The following is a 21,937-nucleotide window of genomic DNA, read 5'->3' as shown; positions in this document are numbered from 1 at the left end:
AAGGACATGGGCACCGACCTCCAGTCGGTGCTCATCACCAAGGAAGAGATCGACGCCAAGCTGGCAGAGCTGGCCGCGAAGATCGACGCGGAATACGCGGGCAAGGACCTGCTCATCGTCGGCGTCCTCAAGGGGGCCGTGATGGTGATGGCGGATCTGGCTCGCGCCCTTTCCACCCCCGTCACCATGGACTGGATGGCCGTCTCCTCCTACGGCGCCGGCACCCAGTCCTCGGGCGTCGTCCGGATCCTCAAGGACCTCGACACCGACATCAAGGGCAAGCACGTCCTGATCGTCGAGGACATCATCGACTCCGGCCTGACCCTCTCCTGGCTGCTCTCGAACCTCGGCTCGCGCGAGCCCGCCTCCCTCGAGGTCTGCACGCTCCTGCGCAAGCCCGAGGCCGCCAAGGTCGCGATCGACGTCAAGTGGATCGGCTTCGACATCCCCAACGAGTTCGTCGTCGGCTACGGCCTCGACTACGCCGAGAAGTACCGGAACCTTCCGTTCGTCGGCACGCTCGCCCCGCACGTCTACGGCGGCTGAACACCCGGCCGTACGGGGAACCCCGACCGCCTTCCCTCCGTTGAACCACGGGAAGGCGGTCGCGGGCGACGATGCTGAGGTACCGTCCGAAGAACAGCTTTTTCACACAGCAGCACTCACAGCAGCATTTTCCTACGGGCAGGAGGGACGGAGCGTTCTCGCTCCGTATGGATGGACGTGAAGCGATACTTCCGTGGGCCGGTCATGTGGATCGTGCTGGCCGTCCTCGCCGTGGTCGTGCTGATGCAGGTCGTCGGCTCGTCCGAGGGCTACAAGACGGTGGACACCGGCAAGGTCGTCCAGGCGATCGACAAGAACCAGGTCAAGCAGGCAAAGGTCACCACCGGTGACGAGCAGATCATCAAGATCGAGCTCATCGACGGCCAGAAGATCGACAAGAGCAGCAAGGTCCAGGCCAGCTACATCGGCAGCCAGGGCGTGGACATCGCCGACAAGCTCCAGGAGAAGTTCGAGGCCGGGCAGATCGAGAAGGGCTACACCGTCTCCCCGACGAAGCAGTCGCCCTTCGTCTCGATCCTGCTCTCCCTCCTCCCCTTCGTCCTCATCGTGGTCGTCTTCCTCTTCCTGATGAACCAGATGCAGGGCGGCGGCTCCCGCGTCATGCAGTTCGGCAAGTCCAAGGCGAAGCTCATCACCAAGGACACGCCGAAGACCACCTTCGCCGACGTCGCCGGCTCGGACGAGGCCGTCGAGGAACTCCACGAGATCAAGGAATTCCTCCAGGAGCCCGCGAAGTTCCAGGCCGTCGGAGCCAAGATCCCCAAGGGCGTCCTGCTCTACGGCCCGCCCGGAACCGGCAAGACGCTCCTCGCGCGCGCCGTCGCCGGCGAGGCCGGCGTGCCGTTCTACTCGATCTCCGGATCCGACTTCGTCGAGATGTTCGTCGGCGTCGGCGCCTCCCGCGTCCGCGACCTCTTCGAGCAGGCCAAGGCCAACGCCCCGGCCATCGTCTTCGTCGACGAGATCGACGCCGTCGGACGCCACCGCGGCGCCGGCCTCGGCGGCGGCCACGACGAGCGCGAGCAGACCCTCAACCAGCTCCTCGTCGAGATGGACGGCTTCGACGTGAAGGGCGGCGTCATCCTGATCGCCGCCACGAACCGCCCCGACATCCTCGACCCGGCGCTCCTCCGCCCCGGCCGCTTCGACCGGCAGATCGCCGTCGACCGCCCGGACATGCAGGGCCGCCTGGAGATCCTCAAGGTCCACCAGAAGGGCAAGCCGGTCGCCCCGGACGTCGACCTCGGCGCCGTCGCCCGACGCACCCCCGGCTTCACCGGCGCGGACCTCTCCAACGTCCTCAACGAGGCGGCGCTCCTCACCGCCCGCTCGGACAAGAAGCTGATCGACAACCACTCGCTCGACGAGGCGATCGACCGAGTGGTCGCGGGCCCGCAGAAGCGGACCCGGATCATGTCGGACAAGGAGAAGAAGATCACCGCGTACCACGAGGGCGGACACGCCCTGGTCGCGGCGGCCTCACCCAACTCCGACCCCGTCCACAAGATCACCATCCTGTCCCGCGGCCGCGCCCTGGGCTACACGATGGTCCTCCCGGACGAGGACAAGTACTCGACCACGCGCAACGAGATGCTCGACCAGCTCGCCTACATGCTGGGCGGCCGCGCGGCCGAGGAGCTCGTCTTCCACGACCCGACCACGGGCGCGGCGAACGACATCGAGAAGGCCACCGCCACGGCCCGCGCGATGGTCACGCAGTACGGCATGACCGAGCGTCTCGGCGCCATCAAGTTCGGCGGCGACAACACCGAGCCGTTCCTCGGCCGTGAGATGGCGCACCAGCGCGACTACTCGGAAGAGGTCGCGGCGCTGGTCGACGAAGAGGTCAAGAAGCTCATCGAGACCGCGCACAACGAGGCCTGGGAGATCCTCGTCGAGAACCGCGACGTCCTCGACAACCTGGTCCTCGCCCTCCTGGAGAAGGAGACGCTGGGCAAGGAGGAGATCGCCGAGATCTTCTCCACCATCGTCAGGCGCCCGGCCCGCCCGGCCTGGACCGGCTCCAGCCGCCGCACCCCGTCCACGCGTCCGCCGGTGCTCTCCCCCAAGGAGCTCGCCCTGACGAACAGCGCGAACGGCTCGGCGACCCCCTCGGTCGACACCACGAAGGGCATCGACATCGCCCCCGTGGAGACCCCCGAGGACTGACCGCCCGGTCACCCCGGAATGGAAGCCGCGCCCCCACAGGTTCTAGCCTGTGGGGGCGCGGCCATTTCGCGCGTACGACAGTCAGACGGAACGAGGCACAGGATGACCGACCCGGTGACGCTGGACGGCGAGGGCACGATCGGCGAGTTCGACGAGAAGCGCGCCGAGAACGCCGTACGAGAGCTCCTCATCGCGGTCGGCGAGGACCCGGACCGAGAGGGACTCAAGGAGACGCCGGCGCGGGTGGCGCGGGCGTACAAGGAGATATTCGCCGGCCTGTGGCAGCAGCCCGAGGACGTCCTGACGACCACGTTCGACCTGGGCCACGACGAGATGGTGCTGGTCAAGGACATCGAGGTCTACTCGACCTGTGAGCATCACCTCGTCCCGTTCCGCGGAGTGGCTCACGTCGGGTACATCCCGTCGACGACGGGCAAGATCACCGGTCTGTCGAAGCTGGCCCGCCTCGTCGACGTCTACGCCCGCCGCCCTCAGGTGCAGGAACGACTCACCACGCAGGTGGCCGACTCCCTGATGGAGATGCTGGAGCCGCGCGGCGTCATCGTGGTTTTCGAGTGCGAGCACATGTGCATGTCGATGCGAGGAATCCGCAAGCCGGGTGCCAAGACCATCACCTCGGCCGTGCGCGGTCAGCTGCGTGACCCCGCGACCCGCGCCGAGGCCATGAGCCTCATCATGGCGCGCTGAACCGGCACCACCGAGACTCAGGCCCGGGCCTTGCCCGGGCCCTCGTCGTCGTCCTCCGGGAGTTTGCACACCCGCTCCAGGAAGAGGGCCGCCGCGATGACGCCGATGCCCGCCGCGACCGCCAGGGCCGCGTAGAGGGCCTGGTCGCGGCGGGCCGGGACGTCGAGGAAGGCGAGGAGGAAGACGCCCGTGCCGCCGTACATGCCGGCGACGAGGGCGGCGACCAGGGCGCTCGCCTGGCCGAAGACCACCGCGCGGGCCGCCATCAGGGGTTCGACGCCCTTGGCGCCGGGGCGGCGGTCGCGCTGGGCCTTGAGGCGGGAGCGGATCGAGAGGGCGGTCGCCGCGAGGACGGCCGCGATCACGGCGAGGACGATGGGCGCGGCGACCGGCACGCTGGGGAGGGTGCCGACCGAGTCCCAGAGCCGGGCGGCGCCCCAGGAGAGGATGCCGGCGACGAGGAACAGTCCGGTGAGCACCTTGAGCCGCAGTTGTTTCACCGGATGTCCTTCGTGTGGTCGTCGGTCGTGGTCGTGGGCGGTCTGCCACGAAGCGTAACGACTACTCGGGGAGACGGAGTTCCAGGTCGGCGCGTCGGGTGACGCCTTCGCTGCCGAGGGCGGCGAGGAGTGCGGTGACGGGGCCGTGGCCGGAGAGCTGGGCGTCGGGGTCGACGTCGTGCCAGGGGGCGAGGACGAAGGCGCGCTGGTGGGCGCGGGGGTGGGGGAGGGTGAGGACGGGGTCCTCGGAGAGGACGTCCGCGTAGGCGACGATGTCGACGTCGAGGGTGCGGGCGCCCCAGCGCTCCTCGCGGACGCGGTGGAAGGCCTCTTCGACGGCGTGGGCCCGCTCCAGGAGGGAGGAGGGTGGCAGCGTCGTCTTCACGAGGGCGACCGCGTTGAGGTACGAGGGCTGGGTGCCGGGCTCGACGCCCCAGGGCTCGGTCTCGTAGACGGGGGAGACGGCTTTGACCCGGAGGCCGGGGGTGTCCGCGAGGGCGTCGAGGGCGCCCTGGAGGGTCTCCAGGCGGTTGCCGAGGTTGGCGCCGAGGGCGAGGACGGCCCAGCGGGGGTTGGAGAGGGTGACGTCGGCGGCGTCGACGGTCTCGACGACGGAGGCCGGTACGGGCTGGACGGTGGGGTCGCTCTGCGTCGGCTTCATCGTCGGCTCCGGGTGATCGTGATGGTCACGTCGTCGAAGGGCACGGTGATGGGCGCGTCCGGCTTGTGGACGACGACTTCCACCTCCTGGACTCCGGCGTGGCTGAGGCACTGCTGGGCGATGCGCTCGGCGAGGGTTTCGATGAGGTCGACGGGTTCGCCCTGGACGACGTCGACGACCTCTTCGGCGACGATTCCGTAGTGCACGGTCTTCGTCAGGTCGTCGTCGGCGGCCGCCGGGCGGGTGTCCAGGCCGAGGACCAGGTCCACGATGAAGGTCTGGCCCTCCTCGCGCTCCTTGGGGAAGACGCCGTGGTGGCCCCGGGCCTTGAGGCCGCGCAGCGCGACACGATCCACGCGAATCACTCCTGCTGTCGTAGTTCGGGTGGGCACGCAGCCGGGTGCGGACGGCCGGGTGTCCACTGTCGAATCTACCTGCGGGGGCCGACAGCGCTTGCCCGTGGGGGGCGGGGGCGGGTCAGGAGGGGGGTCCGGTCTCGTCCGTGCCGGGCTCGCCGTTCTCGGTTCCCTCGGTCTCGGCCAGGACGGGGGAGGCGTGGTGGGACCAGATCTTCCAGCCGTCGGATGTGTGGCGGAACACGTTGGTGGCGACGACGAGCTGGCCGACGAGGGGGCCGAGGGCGGCGCCGTCCTCGGCGGGGCCGCCGCTGAGGATGTTCTCGGTGCAGGTGACGACGGCGGTGCGGCCGGCGAGGGAGATCTTGAGGTCGGTGAGGAAGAACTGGATGTACTCGGTGTTCGCCATGATCAGCGCGTACGAGCGGAGTACCTCGCCGCGGCCGGTGAGGACGGGCCAGCCGGGATGGACGCAGGTGATGGGGGTGGCGCCGTCGTCGAGCCAGAGGTCCGCGACGCCTTCGAAGTCGCCGGTCTCCATCGCTTCGTAGAAGGCGGTGTTGGCGGCTTCGACGGCCGCCTCGTCGCTGCCGGGGGCGGTGCGGGGTTCCTCGTCGGGCCCGTTCTCCTCGTCCTCCGGCCAGTCCTCGGGGTTCACGCGGCTCCCTCGACGGCCCGGGCGACGCGTACGGCGTCGGCGGTGGCCCTGACCTCGTGGACGCGGACGGCCCACGCGCCCGCGTGGGCGGCGAGGGCGGAGACGGCGGCGGTGGCGGCGTCACGTTCGCGGGCGGGGGGCGGGGCGGCGCCCTCGCGGGCGAGGACGTGGCCGAGGAAGCGCTTGCGGGAGGCGGCGACGAGGAGGGGGCGGCCGAGGGCGCGGAGCTCGGGGAGGTGGGCGACGAGGGCGAGGTCGTGGGGGGCGAGTTTGGCGAAGCCGAGGCCGGGGTCGACGACGATGCGTTCGGGGTCGATTCCGCCGTCGACGACGGCTTCGAGGCGGGTGCGGAGTTCGCCGACGACTTCGGTGACGACGTCGTCGTACACGGCGAGGCTGTTCATGTTCTGGCTGAATCCGCGCCAGTGCATGACGACGAAGGGGACTTCGGCGGCGGCGACGGCGGGGATCATCCGGGGGTCGGCGAGGCCGCCGCTGACGTCGTTGACGAGGACGGCGCCGGCTTCGACGGCGCGGGCGGCGACGCCGGCGCGCATGGTGTCGACGGAGACGGTGACGCCTTCGGCGGCGAGGCCGCGGACGACGGGGACGACGCGGCGGAGTTCTTCCTCCTCGTCGACGCGGGTGGCGCCGGGGCGGGTGGACTCGCCGCCGACGTCGATGAGGTCGGCGCCCTCGGTGACGAGTTCGAGGCCGTGTTTGACGGCGGCCGTGGTGTCGAACCAGCGGCCGCCGTCGGAGAAGGAGTCGGGCGTCACGTTGACCACGCCCATGACCGCGCAGCGGTCCCACTCCGGCAGGCCTCGGGCGGTGCCCCGGTCGATCGTCTTACTCATGTGTCCAGCGTAGGGCCCGGGGGCGAGATCAGGCCGCGCGGATCTCGCGTTCGGCGGGTGGGGGGACGATGTGGGCGCAGGGCCGGGGGGTGGGAGCGGGGCGTCTGCGGGTGAAGGGGCGGGGCAGGGAGAGGCTGACGAAGCCTTCGGCCTGCATGGCGGCGAAGCCGATGCGGGGGAGGTCGCGGCTGGTGCGGTAGACGACGAAGCGGGGTTCCCAGCGTGGCCGGAATTTCGCGTTGAACTTGTAGAGCGACTCGATCTGGAACCAGCGGGAGAGGAAGACGAGGAGTCCGCGCCAGACGCGCAGGACGGGTCCGGCGCCGATCTTCTCGCCGCGGGCGAGGGCGGAGCGGAACATGGCGAAGTTGAGGGAGACGCGCGCGATGCCGAGGCCGGGGGAGGCCTGGAGGGCGGCGACGATGAGGAGCTCGTTCATGCCGGGGTCGGCGGAGCGGTCGCGGCGCATGAGTTCGAGGGACATGCCGTCGGGGCCCCAGGGGACGAAGTGGATGATCGCCTTGAGGTCGCCGTAGGGGGTGTCGGGGGCGTCGGTGTCGTTCTTCTTGTGGGCGGTCGCTATGACGGCGTCGCCGTCGCCGGGGGCGCCGATGCGGCCGAGGGCCATGGAGAAGCCGCGTTCGGTGTCGGTGCCGCGCCAGTCGGCGGCGGCGCGGCGGACGTGGGCGAGTTCGGTGGCGTCGAGGTCACGGACGCGGCGGACCTGGGTGGTGTAGCCGTTGCGTTCGATGCGTTTGACCATCTGGCGGACGTTGCGCATGGCGCGTCCGGAGAGGGAGAAATCCGCGACGTCGACGACCGCCTCGTCGCCGAGTTCGAGGGCGTCGAGGCCGGTCTCGCGGGTCCAGACCTGGCCGCCGGTCTCGGAGCAGCCCATGACGGCGGGGGTCCAGGAGTGGGCCTTGGCCTCGTCCATGAAGCGTTCGATGGCGCCGGGCCAGGCTTCGACGTCGCCGATGGGGTCGCCGCTGGCGAGCATGACGCCGGAGACGACGCGGTAGCAGACGGCGGCTTTTCCGCTGGGGGAGAAGACGACGCCCTTGTCGCGGCGGAGGGCGAAGTGGCCGAGGGAGTCGCGGCCGCCGTGCTGGTCGAGGAGGGCGCGCAGTCGGGCCTCGTCGTCGTCGGTGAGGCGGGCGGCGGGGTGCTCGGGGCGGAAGGCGAGGTAGATGGTGGTGAGGGCGGTGAGCATGCCGAGGGCGCCGAGGGAGTAGCCGACGGTCCAGTCGACGCCGTTGCTGTAGCCGACGGGGCCTTCGATTCCGAGGAGTCCGTACAGGACGTGTTCGAGGCGGTCGGCGAGGCTGGGGCTGCCGAGGACGCGGCGCGGGTGGGCGCTGACGATGACGAGGCCGAGGGCGATGGATCCGCCGCCCATGACGACGAAGTTGGCGAGTGCGCGCCAGCGGCTCCGTGGGTCGGGGAGGGCGGCGAATTCGGCCCGGTGGCGGAGGAGGAGGGCGAGGAGTACGAGGGAGAGGAGGGCACCGAGGACGGAGTGGCGCCAGATGAACTGGGCGGCGGCGCCGAGGGGGAGGAGGACGACGGCGGCGCGCCAGGCGCGGCGCTTGTGGCGCTTGAGGCCGTGGGCGAGGAGCAGGAGGAGGACGCCGGCGCTGAGGGAGAGGGCGGCGGAGAGCGGGCCGAGGGTGCCGGGGAGGACTTCGGCCATGGCGTGCATGCGGCTGGCGCGGAAGCGGGGGAAGACGCCGGCGGCGATGTCGATGAGGCCGATGAGGGTGCAGGCCGTGCCGACGAGCGCGGGGACCTTCTCCGGTCGGGGGCCGCGGAGAATCCGGCGTACCCGAACCGGAACCATTCCTGATTTGTCCCCATCTAGCGTGACAGACATGGCTTCCCGTACTTCCCGTGGTCCAGCGAGGGGTCTTTGACTCCGGTCGGGCCCTGCGGCGCGTTCGGCGGGCCGTTCCGGCTGGTGCGCCTTCTAGGACGGAGTCGTGCGGAGTCGGGTTCATTCGGTCACAGGAAATTCTCGGAAAGAAGGCTCGGTCGTCCCATGGGTCTCACCAGTAACAAAGTCCTGGTGGTTGCGGTCGTGCTGGCCGTGGCGCTGTTCGTCGCCACGGTCTGGCTGTGGCCGCGCCTCGCGCGTCGTGGCTGGCGGGCGTACGTGGGGCGGGTCGGGTTGCTGCTCGCGACCCAGGTGGCGTTGTTCGCGGCGGTGGGCCTGGCGGCGAACCGGTCGTTCCTCTTCTACGGCTCGTGGGCCGACCTGTTCGGGCAGGAGCAGGACATGGGCGTGGTCCTCGACCACGCGGCCGGTTCGAAGGACCTGCGGGTGGTGGGCACGCAGGGGCTCGACGTGCCCGGCGGGAAACGTCCGGCGGTCGGCGGCCAGATACAGAAGGTCGTCGTGGCGGGGGAGCGTTCGGGGATCGTGTCGCCGGCCTACGTGTACCTGCCGCCGGAGTACTTCCAGGAGCGGTACGCGAAGCGCGCGTTCCCGGCCTCGGTGGTGCTCACGGGGTACCCGGGGACGGCGGAGAACCTCATCAAGGGGTTGAAGTACCCGAAGACGGCGTACCTCCAGGCGAAGGAGGGGCGGATGCAGCCGATGATCCTGGTGATGCTGCGGCCGACGGTGGCGCCCCCGCGGGACACCGAGTGCGTGGACGTGCCCGGGGGGCCGCAGACGGAGACCTTCTTCGCGGAGGACCTGCCGAAGGCGGTCTCGGAGTCGTACCGGGTGGGTACGAAGCCCCGGAACTGGGGGTTCATGGGGAACTCGACGGGCGGGTACTGCGCGCTGAAGATCGCCCTGCACCATCCGGACCGGTTCGCGGCGGGGGTGGGGTTCTCCGCGTACTACCGGGCGGCGGAGGACGTGACGACGGGGGATCTCTTCCACGGGGACGACCGGCTGCGGAAGCGGGGGGACCTGCTGTGGAGCCTGGACCATCTGCCGCAGGGGAAGTCGTCGTTCCTGGTGACGACGTCGAAGCGGGGCGAGGGCAACCTGAAGGGCACGCTGGACTTCATCAAGAAGGTGAAGAGCCCGGCGCGGGTCTCCTCGATCACGCTGGAGAGCGGCGGCCACAACTTCAACACGTGGAACAGGGAGATCCCGCCGGGGATGGTCTGGTTGGGCGGCAAGCTCAGCGCGACCTGACGCCCGCTCCACGGTCCGACGCCTGCTCCACGGTGGCCCGGCGCAGGGCGCGGTGGACGCCCGCCGGGGTGAGGACGCCGAGCGGGCGCCCGTCGGCGCCGGTGACGGTGAGCCGGCCGGTGTCGTGCTGGAGGAGCACGGAGAGGGCGTCCTTGAGCGAGGTCCCGAGGGGTACGGGAGCGGGGGCGCCGTCCGTCCCCTTCGCGTCGCCGGGCTTCGCCGGGGGTACGGGGTCGAGGTCGGCCTCGGTGACGGGGGTGACGGCGAGCCGCTTGAGGCCGCGGTCGCTGCCGACGAAGTCCGCGACGTACGGGGTTGCGGGGGAGCCGAGGACGGTGGCGGGGGTGTCGAACTGCTCGATGCGGCCCTGCCCGTAGACGGCCATGCGGTCGCCCATGCGGACGGCCTCCTCGATGTCGTGGGTGACGAGGAGGACGGTCTTGCGGACGGTGGCCTGGAGGGCGAGGAACTCGTTCTGGAGGCGTTCTCGGACGACGGGGTCGACGGCGCCGAAGGGCTCGTCCATGAGGAGGACGGGCGGGTCGGCGGCGAGGGCGCGGGCGACGCCGACGCGCTGGCGCTGACCGCCGGAGAGCTGGGCGGGGTAGCGGGAGCCGTAGGTGGCCGGGTCGAGGCCGACGAGGTCGAGGAGTTCGGCGGCACGCGCACGTGCCGCGGCCTTCTTCCAGCCGAGGAGGGCGGGGACGGTCGCGGTGTTGTCGAGGACGGTGCGGTGGGGGAAGAGCCCGACCTGCTGGATGACGTAGCCGATCTTGCGGCGCAGGGCGACGGGGTCGACGCCGGCGATGTCCCGGCCGTCGACGAGGACGCGGCCGGAGGTCGGCTCGACGAGCCGGTTCACCATCATCATCGTGGTCGTCTTGCCGCAGCCGGACGGCCCGACCAGGGTGACGAGTTCGCCCTCGGCGACCTCGAAGGAGAGGTCGTCGACGGCGGTGGTGCCGTCCGCGTACCGCTTGGTCACGTGCTCGAACCGGATCATGGTTCCCCATTCTGTCCCCTGGGCGTCGGGGGTGTGTGAAGGGCGTGTTGCCGCATTGTGGCGAGTCTCGGGGATTGTCGGTGGCGGGGGTTAGGGTCGTCACACATGCGTTCGGGAAGGTCGACGGCCGGGGGGAGGGACGGATGGGCGCACCGAACTGTCTGGTCACGAACGACTGGATCTGCGGGGAGTATCTGCGCACGCGGGCCGGGGAGTTGGCGGAAGCGACGCTCCAGCATGTGGGAATCACGGTCGTGTCGGTGGTGATCGCGCTCCTCGTCGCGGTGCCGCTCGCGCTCCTCGTCCGGGCCCGGCCCCGGTTCGCGGGACCGGTCCTCGGTCTGACCACCCTGCTCTACACGGTGCCGTCGCTCGCCATGTTCTCGCTGCTGCTGCCCTTCTTCGGTCTGTCGGCGGCGCTCGTGGTGACCGGCCTCGTGCTGTACGCGCTGACGATCCTCGTGCGGAACACGCTCGCGGGCCTCGCAGCGGTGCCCGCCGATACGCGGGAGGCCGCCCGGGGCATGGGGTACGGCTCGCTGCGGCTGCTCTGGCAGGTCGAACTTCCCCTCGCGCTGCCGGTGCTGATGGCCGGGATACGGATGGCGACGGTCTCCACGATCGCGCTGACGACGATCGGTTCGGTCGTCGGGCGCGGTGGCCTCGGCAATCTCATCGAGGACGCGCTGCCCACGTTCTTCAAGGCGCAGATGCTCGCCGCGTCGGTGCTGTGCGTGCTGCTCGCCGTCACCGCCGACCTGTTGCTCCTGGGACTCCAGCGGCTGCTCACGCCGTGGACCCGGATACGGACCGCGCCGGGAGGTGGGTGAGATGGGGGTGGTGACGGACGCCTGGGGCTGGCTCACCACCGGCGCGCACTGGACGGGCGAGGAGGGCATCGGGCGGCGGCTCGCCGAGCACGTGTACGTGAGCGGGGCGGCGCTCCTTGTCGCCGCGGCGCTCGCGCTGCCGCTGGGCCTGTGGCTCGGTCATCTGGGCCGGGGCGGGGCCCTCGCGGTGAACGTGTCGAACGTGGGGCGGGCGGTCCCCGTCTTCGCGGTCCTCGCCCTGTTCATGGTGTCGCCCCTGCGGAACGCCGGTTACGTACCGACCGTGGTGGCCCTCGTGCTGTTCGCGATACCGCCGCTCCTCACCAACGCGTACGTGGGGGTGCGGGAGGTGGACCGGGCCGCGGTGCGGGCCGCGCGGGGCATGGGGATGACGGGCGGCCAGCTCTTCCGCCGCGTCGAACTGCCGCTCGCCCGGCCGGTGGTGATGACCGGGGTGCGCTCGGCCGCGGTGCAGGTGGTCGCCACGGCGACGGTCGCGGCGATGGTCGGGCAGGGCGGCCTCGGCCGGATCATCACGGCCGGCTTCGCCACGTACGACACCGCGCGGGTCGTCGCGGGCGCCGTGCTCGTGGCTCTGCTCGCCCTCCTGGTGGAGGGCGTCCTCGTGGGCGCGGACCGCCTTCTCGGACGACGACGTGAAAGACCGATCGAAAACTGACTGGAGATGGGTGATCTCGTGAACAGGGTCTCGCGTATCGCGGGCGCGGTACTGGGTACGACGGCGCTGACCGTCGCGCTCGCCGCGTGCGGCGGTGACAGCCTGGAGCAGGGCAAGGAGAAGGGGGCCGGGAGCACCGGGAGCGCCGGCGCCGGTTCGCTGGTGGTCGGCGCGGCGGCCTTCACCGAGGCCAAGGTCCTCGCCGAGCTGTACGCGCAGACGCTGCGGGACGCCGGGTACTCCGTGTCCATCACCACCGTGAAGAACCGCGAACTGTACGAACCGTCCCTGGAGAAGGGCGAGATAGACATCGTCCCGGAATACGCGGCGACGATCGCGGAATTCCTCAACGCGAAGGTGAACGGACCGAAGGCGCCCGAGGAGAAGCCGGTCGCCTCCGGTGACGCGGCGGCCACGGTCGAGGCGCTGCGGAAGCTCGCCGAACCGCGTGGTCTGAAGGTGCTCGCGGTCGGTGAGGCGGTCGATCAGAACGCGTTCGCGGTGACGAAGGAATTCGCCGAGAAGAACAAGCTGAAGACGCTTTCGGATCTCGGCGGTGCGAAGCTGAAGGTGAGGATCGCCGCCGGTGACGAATGCGCGGTACGGCCGTTCTGCGCGCCGGGTCTGAAGAAGACGTACGGGATCGACGTGACCGGGATCGACCCCAAGGGGGTCGGCACCCCGCAGGCCAAGCAGGCCGTCAAGGACGGGGTGGACCAGCTGGTCCTGACGACCACCACGGACGCCACCCTCGACAGCTACGGACTCGTCTTCCTCGACGACGACAAGAAGCTGCAGAACGCCGACAACGTGCTGCCCGTGGTCAACGCGAAGGACGCCGGTTCCCCGGAGATAGCCGCCGCTCTCGACAAGATCACCAAGGTACTGACCACGGCGGATCTCGCCGAACTCAACCGCAAGGTGGACGCCGAGCGGGCGAAGCCGGAGGACGTCGCCAAGGCGTATCTGACGGAGAAGGGGCTGCTCAAGAAGTAGGCACCGGGTGAGGGGAGTCGGCCCGAAACGGAACCGGAACGGCGGATATCCACTTCTGATGGCGAGAAGTGGCCAAGAGATTGCCGGGCCGACGCCCCACACGGCGCCTACGCACGGTAAATTTCAGGCCATGCCACGTGGACGCCACCGCCATTCCCCGCCTCTGCACAAGCTGCTGCCGCCCTCCGCGGTCGCCGGCGCCGCGGTCGTGTGCGCCGCGGCCTCCTGGCTGCCCGGCGATCTGGTGGTCGTGCGGCTGCTCGCCGCCGCGGCGGCGGCCGCCGCCGTCACCGGTGCCGTCTTCATGCGCAGTTGGGACCGGAGCGCCGGTCTGCGGGTCGCCGAGCTCGACCGGGCCCGCGCCGCGGACCAGTGGAAGGCCGAGGAGCGGACCGCCGAGCTGGAGTCCGACCTGGACGAGTCCCGCGCGCTGCGCGCCCGGCTCGACGCCAAGCTCCGCGCCAAGCGCGTGGAGCTCGCCGCGCTGCGCGGGGAGCACGCCGACCTGCTCCGCCGGTACGCCACCGCCGAGACCGAGCGGGCCAGCGCGCTGGAGGGCCGTCGTGTCCTCGCCCTGGAGACGACCGGCACGGCGTCCGGCACCGGCGCCGCCAAGGCGCTGCCCGCCGGCGGCTCCACGCCCACCCCCGAGGCGTTCCGCCGCGCCGCCCAGGCGCTGCGCGACCTCCCGCGCAACGCCGCCGTGCAGCAGGCCCGCCGTACCGCGGAGGCGGCCCGCGCGCGTGACCTCGCGGAGCGGGCCCGTGAGACGGAGGAACCGCAGGGGAAGCACGCGGCGGCCGCCGGAACCGAGCACGCCCGCCCGGCCGCCACCGCCCTCGCGCTGCCGCAGGCCGCCCCGGTCCCGCCGGCCTCCACGAAGGTGCCGACCGTGCCGACCGCGGCCGCGATCGTCCCGTACGCGGCCCGCAGGCCCGTCCCGCGCCCCGAGGGCGGCTTCGACTTCTTCGGCACGCAGAAGGCGGCGGAGGCCATCGAGGCCGTGCAGAACACGGACCTCGCCGACGTCGTGGGCGAGGAGGTCCTCGAAGAGGCCCTGGCGGCCCGGACCGCGCTCGGCGCCCCGCTCCTCACCCCGGTCGCGTCCGTCACCGACCCGGCCGGCACGGCCGCGGGAAACCCGCTCGCGCCGCGCGTCACGGCTCCGGCGCAGGCGATCGGCCAGGTCATCGACCTGACCGCGCACGACGAGACCGAGCAGCTCGACGTCGCCGAGCTGCGCGGAGCGGTGAACTCGTGACGTACCGCCTCACCGACCTCCCGGTCGGCGAGGGCACCCGCCGCCGCGATGAACTGCTGGCCCTGTGCGCGCAGGCGTTCTGCGGCGCCCCCTGGCACGAGCCGCCGCTCAGCGCCGTACGGACCGTGGACAGGCTGCTCGACGCGGCCGCGCGGAAGGACGGGTTCACCGCGGTGATCGCGCTCGCCCCGGACGACGCCCTGCTCGGCTTCGCGGCCGGATGGAACGACACGGCCCTGTCCGGCGGCGCTCCCGCCTTCGAGCTCGCCGAACTCGTCGTCGCCCCGGCCCACCAGGGCCAGGGCATCGGCAAGCACCTCCACGACGCGCTGCTCGTGGTCGGGACGTCCGGACCGGCGCTGCTCATGACCCTCGACGTACCGGAACTGACGGACCGGTACGCACGCTGGGGCTGGAGCACCGTCGACCGGCGGACGCCCGGCACGGAGGAGCGGCAGTACGCCGTGATGCGCTGGGGACCCTGAGCCTCCGCCGCGCGCCGGCTACTTGTCGATGTCGCCGACGACGAAGAACAGCGAACCCAGGATCGCCACCATGTCGGCGACGAGCGTCCCCGGCAGCAGCTCGACGAGGGCCTGGATGTTGTTGAACGAGGCCGAGCGCAGCTTCAGCCGGTACGGGGTCTTCTCGCCCTTGGACACCAGGTAGTAGCCGTTGACGCCGAGCGGGTTCTCGGTCCACGCGTACGTGTGGCCCTCGGGAGCCTTGAGCACCTTCGGCAGCCGCTGGTTGATCGGTCCCGGCGGCAGCTCCGCCATCCGGTCCAGACAGGCGTCCGCCAGGTCCAGGGAGTTGTGCGTCTGGTCGAGCAGGCACTCGAACCGGGCCAGGCAGTCGCCCTCCTCGCGCACCGCGACCCGCAGCGTGTCCCGGAGCTCCCCGTACGCCAGGTACGGCTCGTCACGGCGCAGGTCGAAGTCGACGCCCGAGGCGCGGGCGATGGGCCCCGAGACCCCGTACGCGTGGACCGCGGCCGGGGACAGGACGCCGACCCCGCGCGTACGGCCCCGGAAGATCTCGTTGCCGAGGACCAGCCGGTCGTACACGTCCATCCGCGACCGCACGTCCGCGACGGCCTGACGCGCCCGCCCCAGCCATCCGGCGGGCAGGTCCTCCTTGAGGCCGCCGACCCGGTTGAACATGTAGTGCATCCGGCCGCCGGAGACCTCCTCCATCACCGCCTGGAGCTCCTCGCGCTCCCGGAAGGCGTGGAAGACCGGGGTGATCCCGCCCAGTTCGAGGGGGTACGAGCCGAGGAACATCAGGTGGTTGAGGACCCGGTTCAGCTCGGCGAGGAGGGTACGGGTCCACACCGCGCGTTCCGGGACCTCCATGCCCAGCATCCGCTCGACGGCCATGACCACGCCGAGCTCGTTGGAGAAGGCGGAGAGCCAGTCGTGACGGTTGGCCAGCATGATGATCTGCCGGTAGTCCCGCGCCTCGAAGAGCTTCTCGGCACCGCGGTGCATGTAGCCGATGACCGGCTCGGCCTGCCGGACGACCTCGCCGTCGAGCACGAGCCGGAGCCGGAGCACGCCATGGGTCGAGGGATGCTGCGGCCCGATGTTCAGCACCATGTCGGTGCTCTCCGCCGCGCCGCCGATGCCGACCGTCGTCTCCGTCATGCGGCCAGTATCCCCTGCCGCCCCGGGCCGCCGGCTCCCCGCCCGGAGGACGGACCCGAGGCGGCGACGCGACCCGTGGGGCCGGGTGCCGACGGGGGCCGTGACCGGCCGGGTGGTCAGCGGTCGGTGCCGTCCGGAACCCGCTGGGTCAGCCAGAGGAAGTCGCCGAGACCACCGCGGGCGGTGAGTTCGGCGGCCTCGCCGGCGGACGCGAGCGCGCGGACGTAGCCGGCGGGGTCGGTCGAGGCGAGCGCGAGCGGCGGGCGCTCCCCGGACACCCCGAGCCGCCGCAGCGCCTCCCGCTGCGTGACCAGCTCGGCCACGGGCAACCCCGGAGCCGGCGCCCCGCCCGTGCCGGCGACGGGCCCGTCGCCGACCGGCCCCGCCGTCAGGCTCCCGTACGCGCCCGTGTGCCCCTCGCCCGCCGGATCTTCCGTCAGGCGTCCGCACGCGTCCAGTGCCACATGGGCGGTCAGGTCGCAGCTGCCGTCAGGCACCGGAGGGACCTCGCGGCCCGCGCGGAACCCCGTCAGGGAGCCGAAGGGCGGCCGGGAGTCCCGTACGTGCGCGTAGTCCACGGCCACCGCCCGGCCGGCCGCGAGCGAGGCCACCGCCGCCGCCCAGGCCTCGTCCCGCGTCCTGCCGATCTCGGCCCGCGCACCCGGCTCCCGCAGGGGCCACCAGCGGGCCAGCCACTCCGCGTCCGGACCGGAGACGGGCGCGCCGAGCCGCTCGGCGCCGTCCGCGCGGACCTCCACGTACCGCGCCGTGCCCTCCGCGTCCGCCTCGGCCACGTCCACCGGCACGTTGTCGAGCCACTCGTTCGCGAAGAGGAGCCCCCTCGTCCCCCGGGGCGGCCGGGCGGTCCACACGATCCGGGGGTCGAGCCCCGCCGGGCGGGCGGCCCGCTCGACGGCGCACGCCCGGACCGTGAGCCCGCCGCCCTCCGTCGCGGCGAGCACGCCCGTGAGCAGCTCACCGCGCCCCGCGCCCACGTCCACCAGGTCGACCTCGGCCGTTCCCAGCTCCTCCGCGACCTCGCCGAGCAGCCGGGCCACGGCCGCCGCGAAGAGCGGGGAGGCGTGCACCGAGGTGCGGAAGTGCCCCGCGGGGCCCTCGGGGCGCAGGTAGAAGCCTCCCGGGCCGTACAGCGCCCGTTCCGTGGCCTCACGCCACCCCTGCCACTGACACGTCTCATCCGTCACGAGCCCCAGTCTCCACCTCGGGGAGTACGGGCCCCGTGTCAAGGATCGACCCCACGGTTGATCCGAGCACCTCCCTCTCTTCCCTACTCTGGGTGACGTGCAGCGCCTCTACGATTTCCTCCGCAGACACCCGACGGGCGTCGACACCTTCTGGGCCGTCGTCCTCCTCGGGTTCTCCCTGCTGTGGGTGGGGACGACCTACCCGGCGGTCGACCACCCCGCCGCGTACGGTCTCGTGGCCGTGCTCTTCTCCCTGGTCGTGGCCCTGCGGCGGCGGGCACCGGAGAAGATGCTGCTGCTCGCGGGCGGTCTCGGGATCGCGCAGCTCGGCTTCGGGCTGAGGCCGTTCCTGGCCGACTTCGCCATGCTCATGATCATCTTCGCCGTCGCGGCGCACGACGGACCCCGCTGGGCGTCCCGTCTCGCGCTCGTCGGCGGACTCTGCGCCTCCACGCTCTCGCAGCTGAGGTGGCCCATAGAGGGCACCGACTCCGGTGCGGCCAAGGTCTTCTTCACGGTCATCATGACCGTGCCGTTCGCGCTCGCCTGGGTCCTCGGCGACTCGCTCCGCACCCGCCGCGCCTACTTCGCGCAGCTGGAGGAGCGCGCCTCCCGCCTGGAGCAGGAGCGCGAGGCCCAGTCCAAGGTCGCGGTGGCCGCCGAGCGGGCCCGGATCGCCCGCGAGCTGCACGACGTCGTCGCGCACAACGTGTCGGTGATGGTGGTGCAGGCCGACGGCGCCGCCTACGTCATGGACTCCTCACCGGAGACCGCGAAGCAGGCCCTGGAGACCATCTCCACCACGGGCCGGCAGGCGCTCGCCGAGATGCGCAGGCTCCTCGGCATCCTGCGCACCGGGGAGCACGAGGAGGCCGGGGAGTACGTCCCCCAGCCCGACGTGCGGCAGATCGAGGACCTCGTCGAGCAGGTGCGGGGCGCCGGTCTCACCGTGGACTTCGCGGTCGAGGGCAGCCCCCGCCCGCTGCCCAGCGGGGTCGAGCTCACCGCGTACCGGATCGTGCAGGAAGCCCTCACCAACACGCGCAAGCACGGCGGTCCCGACGTCGGTGCCGCCGTCCGGCTGGTGTACTTCGACGACGGCCTCGGACTGCTCGTCGAGGACGACGGCCGGGGAGCGCCGCAGGAGATGTACGAGGACGGGGGAGCCGACGGCCGGGGCCACGGCCTGATCGGCATGCGGGAGCGGGTCGGCATGGTCGGCGGCACGCTGGACGCGGGCCCGCGTCCCGGTGGAGGCTTCCGGATCAGTGCCCTGCTCCCCCTCAAGCCCGCCCACTGACGACCCCGAAGGAATCTGATGTCCATCCGTGTGATGCTTGTCGACGACCAGGTGCTGCTGCGCACCGGTTTCCGCATGGTGCTCGCCGCCCAGCCGGACATGGAGGTCGTGGCGGAGGCGGGCAACGGGGTCGAGGCCCTCGAGGTGCTGCGGGCGACGGCGGTCGACGTCGTCCTCATGGACGTGCGCATGCCCAAGCTGGACGGGGTGGAGACGACCCGGCGGATCTGCTCGCAGCCGGACGCCCCGAAGGTGCTCATCCTGACCACCTTCGACCTCGACGAGTACGCGTTCTCCGGGCTCAAGGCGGGCGCGAGCGGCTTCATGCTGAAGGACGTGCCCCCGGCGGAGCTGCTCGGCGCGATCCGCTCGGTGCACAGCGGGGACGCGGTGGTGGCGCCCTCGACCACCCGGCGGCTGCTCGACCGCTTCTCGCCGATGCTGCCGTCGTCGGGCAAGGAGCCCGAGCACAAGGAGCTGGGGCGTCTGACGGACCGCGAGCGCGAGGTGATGATGCTGGTCGCCCAGGGCCTGTCGAACGGCGAGATCGCCGCCCGGCTCGTCCTGTCGGAGGCGACGGTGAAGACCCACGTGGGCCGCATCCTGACCAAGCTGGGCCTCCGTGACCGGGTCCAGGTCGTCGTCCTCGCGTACGAGACGGGTCTGGTGCGGGCGGGCGGCAGGTCCTGAGAGCCTCCCCGCCGCCCTGACGGGCCCGGCGCGGCCGGCCTTGGCGGGCTCAGCGCAGGACCGACTCCAGGAAGTCGCTGCCGAGGCGGGCGACGACGGCCGCGTCGAGCTGGTGCAGGACGTACCGGCCACGGCGCTGGGTGGTGATCAGACCGGCCTTCTTCAGGACCGCGAGGTGCCGCGAGACCTCGGGGGCGGTGATGTTGTACGCGTCGGCCAGCTCGCTCGTCGTGCTGGAGCCGCGGGCCAGGCTGCGGCAGAGCCGCATCCGCATGGGGTGGGCGACGGCCTCCAGGCGCAGCCTGACCTCCTCGACGGAGGCCGCGCCGCCCAGGTCGCGGGCGGGGATCGGATACTGGATGACGGGCTGCCAGCCGGGGGTGTAGAGAGCGAAGAGGTGCGGCCAGCCGAAGGCCGTCGGCAGAAACGTCACCGCGGAGCCCTGGGCCCTCGTCCGGCCCTGGACCAGCTTGTCGACGACGATCCGGGAGCCCTGCGCGTCCTCCTCCAGGGTCATGGCGGCGGAGGCGTCGGCGACGGCCTCGGCCAGCCCCTTGCGCCGCATCAGTTCGGTCTTGTGGCGGGCGTCGGCGGCGAGCTGGAGGTGGACGCGCCGCCAGGTGTCCGCGAAGAAGGCCTCGTCGCAGTCCTCCAGGAGCCGCCGGATCCACGCGCGCGTGCCGGGAGGGTCGGCCAGCATCCGCTCCACGAACGCGGTCTGCCGGGGCCCCCGCGCCGCGGCCAGGTCGAGGGCGCGGCGCCGCATCCGCTCGTTGACGAGCGGCGAGGGGGCGCCGCGCGTGTACTTGCCGTTGCAGGAGATCTCCAGGGCGGATCCCACGTACGTCTCGTCGTCCATGCGGTCGAGGTCGTCCAGCTCCTCCGCCAGGGTCTCCCGGGGCCGCGGCGGCAGCAGGATGTCCGAGCGGGTGGAGTTCCACATGAAGTCGGCCTCGTGGAGCCGGTCCGCGAGCTCCGGCTTCAGCGCCGCCGTCGTCGTGGTGGTCCAGGCGTGCAGCCGGGGGTGGTGCGCGGGCTCGGCCAGCGCGTGCAGGGCGGCGCCCAGTTCCGCCAGGGGCGAGGGGCAGAAGGTGATCCGCTCGTGCGGCAGTCCGGTGATGTCGATCGTCACGCTCACCCGTCCATGGTGCGGGGTGGGACGGGGACGCTGTCGTGCCGTTTGACGGGGGTCGTCAAACGACGGGCCGGACCGCACCGGCGCGGCGCACGGTGAGGACATGAACGCGCTGCACCAGTACCTCTTCGACAGCTACCGCGCCGCCCGCCTCGGGGAGCCCCCGCCTCCGCCGCCCGGCACCTACGACGTCGCCCTGCTCCGGGCCGCCCGCGACCGCCGCCGCTTCGAGCGGGTGGTGGCGGCCGGCCTCCCGCGGGCCGGCCTCCCGCGGGGCGGCCTCCCGCGCGGCGGCATCCGCGCCTCCCTGCGCCGACGACGGCACCCACGCGCCTCTAGGTGAGCCGCGACAGGAAGTCCCGTACCGCCGCCTTCACGTCCTCCGCCGTCCACTCCAGGCCCGGTTCCGCCACCGTCAGCTCCGTCACCGACACCCCCGGCGGGCCGCCCGGGCCCGGGGCGGACCAGCGGTGGAAGAGCGCGGTACCCGTGGCCTCGGTCTGGGCGAGGGCCGCCGCCGTCAGGGTCTCGGGGGCGTACGGCAGCCAGACCTGGAACTGGTGGGTGTGCGGGGCCTCCGGGTGGACCCGGAACCAGCCCGTTCCCGCCTCCTCGAACGCCTCCCGGACCGCGTCGGCCACCACGCGCGCGTGGGCCACGTACGAGGGCAGCCGGGGCAGCTCCACGTCCAGGCCGCGGAGCGCGGAGAGGGCCGCCGGGTACTGCTGGAAGACCAGGCCCCCGTACCGGTGCCGCCACACCCTGGCCTCCGCCATGACCTCGTCGGGTCCGGCCAGCGCGGCGCCGGACAGGCCGCCGAGGGACTTGTAGAACGAGACGTAGACGCTGTCGGCGAGCCCCGCGATCTCCGCGAGCGGACGGCCGAGACGCGTCGGGCACTCCCAGAGGCGCGCCCCGTCGAAGTGGACCACCGCGTCCCGTTCCCTGGCGGCCTCCACCACCTCGGTCAGCTCGTCCCAGGTCGGCAGTACGAAGCCGGCGTCCCGCAGCGGCAGCTCCAGCATCAGCGTCCCGAAGGGCTCGGGATGGTCCCGTACCTCCTCGGCCGTCGGCAGCCGGGGCGCGTCGGTGGGGTGGACCGTACGGAGCCCGGAGACGGCCCCGAGCGCGCCGCCCTCATGGACCTCGGGGTGGGCGAGCGGGTGGAGGGCGACGGCGGGGCTGCCGGTGCGTCCGGCCCAGCAGCGCAGCGCCACCTGCTGGGCCATCGTGCCGGTCGGGAAGAACACGGCGGCGGGCATGCCGAGCAGCTCGGCGACGCGCCGCTCCAGCTCCTCGACCGGCCCGTCCCCGTACGTGTCGACCGGCTGCTCCGCCCGCCCGGACGCCTCCGTCCACTCGGCGAGCTCACGCAGGCGCGTGCCGACCGCGCCGTCCACCGGGGTGTGCCACAGCTTGCGGTCGGCGCCGCCCCAGACCTTCGCCCGGTGGAGCCGGGCCGCTTCCTCGTCCACAGGGTCCACGGAGTCCACAGGATTCATGGCCCGATCATCACACCGCCGCCCCCACCCTGTGGACAGCCGCGGGCGGCGCGAAACGCTGGC

23 protein-coding genes are annotated in these 21,937 nt (G+C 72.0%); 12 read left to right on the top strand and 11 right to left on the bottom strand.

The window, feature by feature from the left end; translation table 11 throughout:
* Positions 1–6: 6 nt before the first annotated feature.
* The 3 genes from hpt to folE all read left to right on the top strand — a co-directional run bounded on the left by hpt (position 7) and on the right by folE (position 3,444).
* A complete protein-coding gene (hpt, locus tag ACFWUY_RS17530; RefSeq protein ID WP_030219931.1) occupies positions 7–546 on the top strand; it encodes a hypoxanthine phosphoribosyltransferase in 540 nt (179 codons plus the stop codon).
* Positions 547–717: 171 nt separating this feature from the next.
* The gene (gene ftsH / locus ACFWUY_RS17525; RefSeq protein ID WP_384108341.1) at positions 718–2,736 is read left to right on the top strand and encodes an ATP-dependent zinc metalloprotease FtsH; all 2,019 of its coding nucleotides are present in this window, start codon (positions 718–720) and stop codon (positions 2,734–2,736) included.
* A gap of 102 nt (positions 2,737–2,838) precedes the next feature.
* Entirely contained in the window at positions 2,839–3,444 is a 606-nt protein-coding gene (folE, locus tag ACFWUY_RS17520; RefSeq protein WP_384108339.1) for a GTP cyclohydrolase I FolE, read from the top strand.
* Positions 3,445–3,461: 17 nt separating this feature from the next.
* On the opposite strand, the gene ACFWUY_RS17515 is transcribed toward folE, so the two are convergent.
* From ACFWUY_RS17515 to ACFWUY_RS17490, 6 genes are all read right to left on the bottom strand, one after another.
* Complete coding sequence (locus tag ACFWUY_RS17515) at positions 3,462–3,944, bottom strand: DUF3180 domain-containing protein (protein ID WP_384108337.1); 483 nt, start codon at positions 3,942–3,944, stop codon at positions 3,462–3,464.
* A gap of 61 nt (positions 3,945–4,005) precedes the next feature.
* Positions 4,006–4,605 (bottom strand): 2-amino-4-hydroxy-6-hydroxymethyldihydropteridine diphosphokinase, encoded by a 600-nt coding sequence (gene folK / locus ACFWUY_RS17510; RefSeq protein WP_384108335.1) that lies wholly within the window; start codon positions 4,603–4,605, stop codon positions 4,006–4,008.
* Entirely contained in the window at positions 4,602–4,961 is a 360-nt protein-coding gene (gene folB / locus ACFWUY_RS17505) for a dihydroneopterin aldolase (RefSeq protein WP_056569486.1), read from the bottom strand. Before folB ends, folK begins: the two co-directional genes overlap by 4 nt.
* 121 nt (positions 4,962–5,082) lie before the next feature.
* On the bottom strand, positions 5,083–5,619 hold the full coding sequence (locus ACFWUY_RS17500) for a nuclear transport factor 2 family protein (RefSeq protein WP_384108332.1): 537 nt from the start codon (positions 5,617–5,619) through the stop codon (positions 5,083–5,085).
* Positions 5,616–6,476, bottom strand: coding sequence for a dihydropteroate synthase (gene folP, locus ACFWUY_RS17495; RefSeq protein ID WP_384108328.1), 861 nt, complete (start codon positions 6,474–6,476; stop codon positions 5,616–5,618). Before folP ends, ACFWUY_RS17500 begins: the two co-directional genes overlap by 4 nt.
* A gap of 28 nt (positions 6,477–6,504) precedes the next feature.
* Positions 6,505–8,349: a phosphatidylglycerol lysyltransferase domain-containing protein gene (locus tag ACFWUY_RS17490; protein ID WP_384108326.1), complete on the bottom strand. Its 1,845-nt coding sequence runs from the start codon at positions 8,347–8,349 to the stop codon at positions 6,505–6,507.
* A gap of 165 nt (positions 8,350–8,514) precedes the next feature.
* On the opposite strand from ACFWUY_RS17490, the gene ACFWUY_RS17485 reads away from it, so the two are divergent.
* Positions 8,515–9,627 carry an alpha/beta hydrolase gene (locus ACFWUY_RS17485; RefSeq protein ID WP_384108324.1) on the top strand — a complete coding sequence of 371 codons (1,113 nt, stop codon included), beginning with the start codon at positions 8,515–8,517 and terminating at the stop codon, positions 9,625–9,627.
* On the opposite strand, the gene ACFWUY_RS17480 is transcribed toward ACFWUY_RS17485, so the two are convergent.
* Complete coding sequence (locus ACFWUY_RS17480; RefSeq protein WP_384108322.1) at positions 9,614–10,630, bottom strand: ABC transporter ATP-binding protein; 1,017 nt, start codon at positions 10,628–10,630, stop codon at positions 9,614–9,616. The genes ACFWUY_RS17485 and ACFWUY_RS17480 overlap by 14 nt on opposite strands.
* A gap of 143 nt (positions 10,631–10,773) precedes the next feature.
* On the opposite strand from ACFWUY_RS17480, the gene ACFWUY_RS17475 reads away from it, so the two are divergent.
* The 5 genes from ACFWUY_RS17475 to ACFWUY_RS17455 all read left to right on the top strand — a co-directional run bounded on the left by ACFWUY_RS17475 (position 10,774) and on the right by ACFWUY_RS17455 (position 14,881).
* Positions 10,774–11,460 carry an ABC transporter permease gene (locus ACFWUY_RS17475; protein WP_384108320.1) on the top strand — a complete coding sequence of 229 codons (687 nt, stop codon included), beginning with the start codon at positions 10,774–10,776 and terminating at the stop codon, positions 11,458–11,460.
* Position 11,461: 1 nt separating this feature from the next.
* Positions 11,462–12,139 (top strand): ABC transporter permease, encoded by a 678-nt coding sequence (locus ACFWUY_RS17470; RefSeq protein ID WP_384108318.1) that lies wholly within the window; start codon positions 11,462–11,464, stop codon positions 12,137–12,139.
* A 6-nt stretch (positions 12,140–12,145) separates the two neighbouring features.
* Entirely contained in the window at positions 12,146–13,135 is a 990-nt protein-coding gene (locus tag ACFWUY_RS17465) for an ABC transporter substrate-binding protein (RefSeq protein WP_384108316.1), read from the top strand.
* A 130-nt stretch (positions 13,136–13,265) separates the two neighbouring features.
* Complete coding sequence (locus tag ACFWUY_RS17460) at positions 13,266–14,396, top strand: hypothetical protein (protein ID WP_384108314.1); 1,131 nt, start codon at positions 13,266–13,268, stop codon at positions 14,394–14,396.
* Positions 14,393–14,881 (top strand): GNAT family N-acetyltransferase, encoded by a 489-nt coding sequence (locus ACFWUY_RS17455; RefSeq protein WP_384108312.1) that lies wholly within the window; start codon positions 14,393–14,395, stop codon positions 14,879–14,881. The genes ACFWUY_RS17460 and ACFWUY_RS17455 overlap by 4 nt, the downstream gene beginning before the upstream one ends.
* Positions 14,882–14,899: 18 nt before the next feature.
* On the opposite strand, the gene ACFWUY_RS17450 is transcribed toward ACFWUY_RS17455, so the two are convergent.
* On the bottom strand, positions 14,900–16,042 hold the full coding sequence (locus ACFWUY_RS17450; protein ID WP_384108310.1) for an NADH-quinone oxidoreductase subunit D: 1,143 nt from the start codon (positions 16,040–16,042) through the stop codon (positions 14,900–14,902).
* A 116-nt stretch (positions 16,043–16,158) separates the two neighbouring features.
* The gene (locus ACFWUY_RS17445) at positions 16,159–17,247 is read right to left on the bottom strand and encodes an SAM-dependent methyltransferase (RefSeq protein WP_384108308.1); all 1,089 of its coding nucleotides are present in this window, start codon (positions 17,245–17,247) and stop codon (positions 16,159–16,161) included.
* A 97-nt stretch (positions 17,248–17,344) separates the two neighbouring features.
* Between ACFWUY_RS17445 and ACFWUY_RS17440 the strand changes: the two genes are divergently transcribed.
* Together ACFWUY_RS17440 and ACFWUY_RS17435 are read left to right on the top strand one after the other, a co-directional pair.
* The gene (locus ACFWUY_RS17440; protein WP_384108306.1) at positions 17,345–18,547 is read left to right on the top strand and encodes a sensor histidine kinase; all 1,203 of its coding nucleotides are present in this window, start codon (positions 17,345–17,347) and stop codon (positions 18,545–18,547) included.
* Between the two features lie 18 nt (positions 18,548–18,565).
* Positions 18,566–19,237: a response regulator gene (locus tag ACFWUY_RS17435; protein WP_384108304.1), complete on the top strand. Its 672-nt coding sequence runs from the start codon at positions 18,566–18,568 to the stop codon at positions 19,235–19,237.
* Between the two features lie 49 nt (positions 19,238–19,286).
* Here ACFWUY_RS17435 and ACFWUY_RS17430 read toward each other — a convergent pair whose 3' ends face one another.
* Positions 19,287–20,369 (bottom strand): DUF5937 family protein, encoded by a 1,083-nt coding sequence (locus tag ACFWUY_RS17430; protein WP_384108480.1) that lies wholly within the window; start codon positions 20,367–20,369, stop codon positions 19,287–19,289.
* 106 nt (positions 20,370–20,475) lie between these two features.
* Between ACFWUY_RS17430 and ACFWUY_RS17425 the strand changes: the two genes are divergently transcribed.
* Entirely contained in the window at positions 20,476–20,715 is a 240-nt protein-coding gene (locus tag ACFWUY_RS17425; RefSeq protein WP_384108302.1) for a hypothetical protein, read from the top strand.
* Here ACFWUY_RS17425 and ACFWUY_RS17420 read toward each other — a convergent pair.
* Entirely contained in the window at positions 20,708–21,874 is a 1,167-nt protein-coding gene (locus ACFWUY_RS17420) for a threonine aldolase family protein (protein ID WP_384108300.1), read from the bottom strand. The two genes, ACFWUY_RS17425 and ACFWUY_RS17420, sit on opposite strands and share 8 nt — an antisense overlap.
* Between the last annotated feature and the right edge of the window lie 63 nt (positions 21,875–21,937).

Origin of the sequence: Streptomyces sp. NPDC058664 (genome assembly GCF_042716635.1) — a bacterium.
In the GTDB taxonomy this organism is placed as follows: domain Bacteria; phylum Actinomycetota; class Actinomycetes; order Streptomycetales; family Streptomycetaceae; genus Streptomyces.
The sequence above is the reverse complement of the archived record's forward strand: the minus strand, read 5'-3'. Positions and strand labels throughout refer to the sequence as shown.

What these genes read in the sequence shown, in the direction of transcription:
- hpt (WP_030219931.1), top strand. Translation starts at nt 7, where the DNA reads ATGGGCACCGACCTCCAGTCGGTGCTCATCACCAAGGAAGAGATCGAC.
- ftsH (WP_384108341.1), top strand. Translation starts at nt 718, where the DNA reads ATGGACGTGAAGCGATACTTCCGTGGGCCGGTCATGTGGATCGTGCTG.
- folE (WP_384108339.1), top strand. Translation starts at nt 2,839, where the DNA reads ATGACCGACCCGGTGACGCTGGACGGCGAGGGCACGATCGGCGAGTTC.
- folK (WP_384108335.1), bottom strand. Translation starts at nt 4,605, where the DNA reads ATGAAGCCGACGCAGAGCGACCCCACCGTCCAGCCCGTACCGGCCTCC.
- folP (WP_384108328.1), bottom strand. Translation starts at nt 6,476, where the DNA reads ATGAGTAAGACGATCGACCGGGGCACCGCCCGAGGCCTGCCGGAGTGG.
- ACFWUY_RS17490 (WP_384108326.1), bottom strand. Translation starts at nt 8,349, where the DNA reads ATGTCTGTCACGCTAGATGGGGACAAATCAGGAATGGTTCCGGTTCGG.
- ACFWUY_RS17485 (WP_384108324.1), top strand. Translation starts at nt 8,515, where the DNA reads ATGGGTCTCACCAGTAACAAAGTCCTGGTGGTTGCGGTCGTGCTGGCC.
- ACFWUY_RS17480 (WP_384108322.1), bottom strand. Translation starts at nt 10,630, where the DNA reads ATGATCCGGTTCGAGCACGTGACCAAGCGGTACGCGGACGGCACCACC.
- ACFWUY_RS17475 (WP_384108320.1), top strand. Translation starts at nt 10,774, where the DNA reads ATGGGCGCACCGAACTGTCTGGTCACGAACGACTGGATCTGCGGGGAG.
- ACFWUY_RS17470 (WP_384108318.1), top strand. Translation starts at nt 11,462, where the DNA reads ATGGGGGTGGTGACGGACGCCTGGGGCTGGCTCACCACCGGCGCGCAC.
- ACFWUY_RS17465 (WP_384108316.1), top strand. Translation starts at nt 12,146, where the DNA reads ATGGGTGATCTCGTGAACAGGGTCTCGCGTATCGCGGGCGCGGTACTG.
- ACFWUY_RS17460 (WP_384108314.1), top strand. Translation starts at nt 13,266, where the DNA reads ATGCCACGTGGACGCCACCGCCATTCCCCGCCTCTGCACAAGCTGCTG.
- ACFWUY_RS17450 (WP_384108310.1), bottom strand. Translation starts at nt 16,042, where the DNA reads ATGACGGAGACGACGGTCGGCATCGGCGGCGCGGCGGAGAGCACCGAC.
- ACFWUY_RS17435 (WP_384108304.1), top strand. Translation starts at nt 18,566, where the DNA reads ATGTCCATCCGTGTGATGCTTGTCGACGACCAGGTGCTGCTGCGCACC.
- ACFWUY_RS17425 (WP_384108302.1), top strand. Translation starts at nt 20,476, where the DNA reads ATGAACGCGCTGCACCAGTACCTCTTCGACAGCTACCGCGCCGCCCGC.
- ACFWUY_RS17420 (WP_384108300.1), bottom strand. Translation starts at nt 21,874, where the DNA reads ATGAATCCTGTGGACTCCGTGGACCCTGTGGACGAGGAAGCGGCCCGG.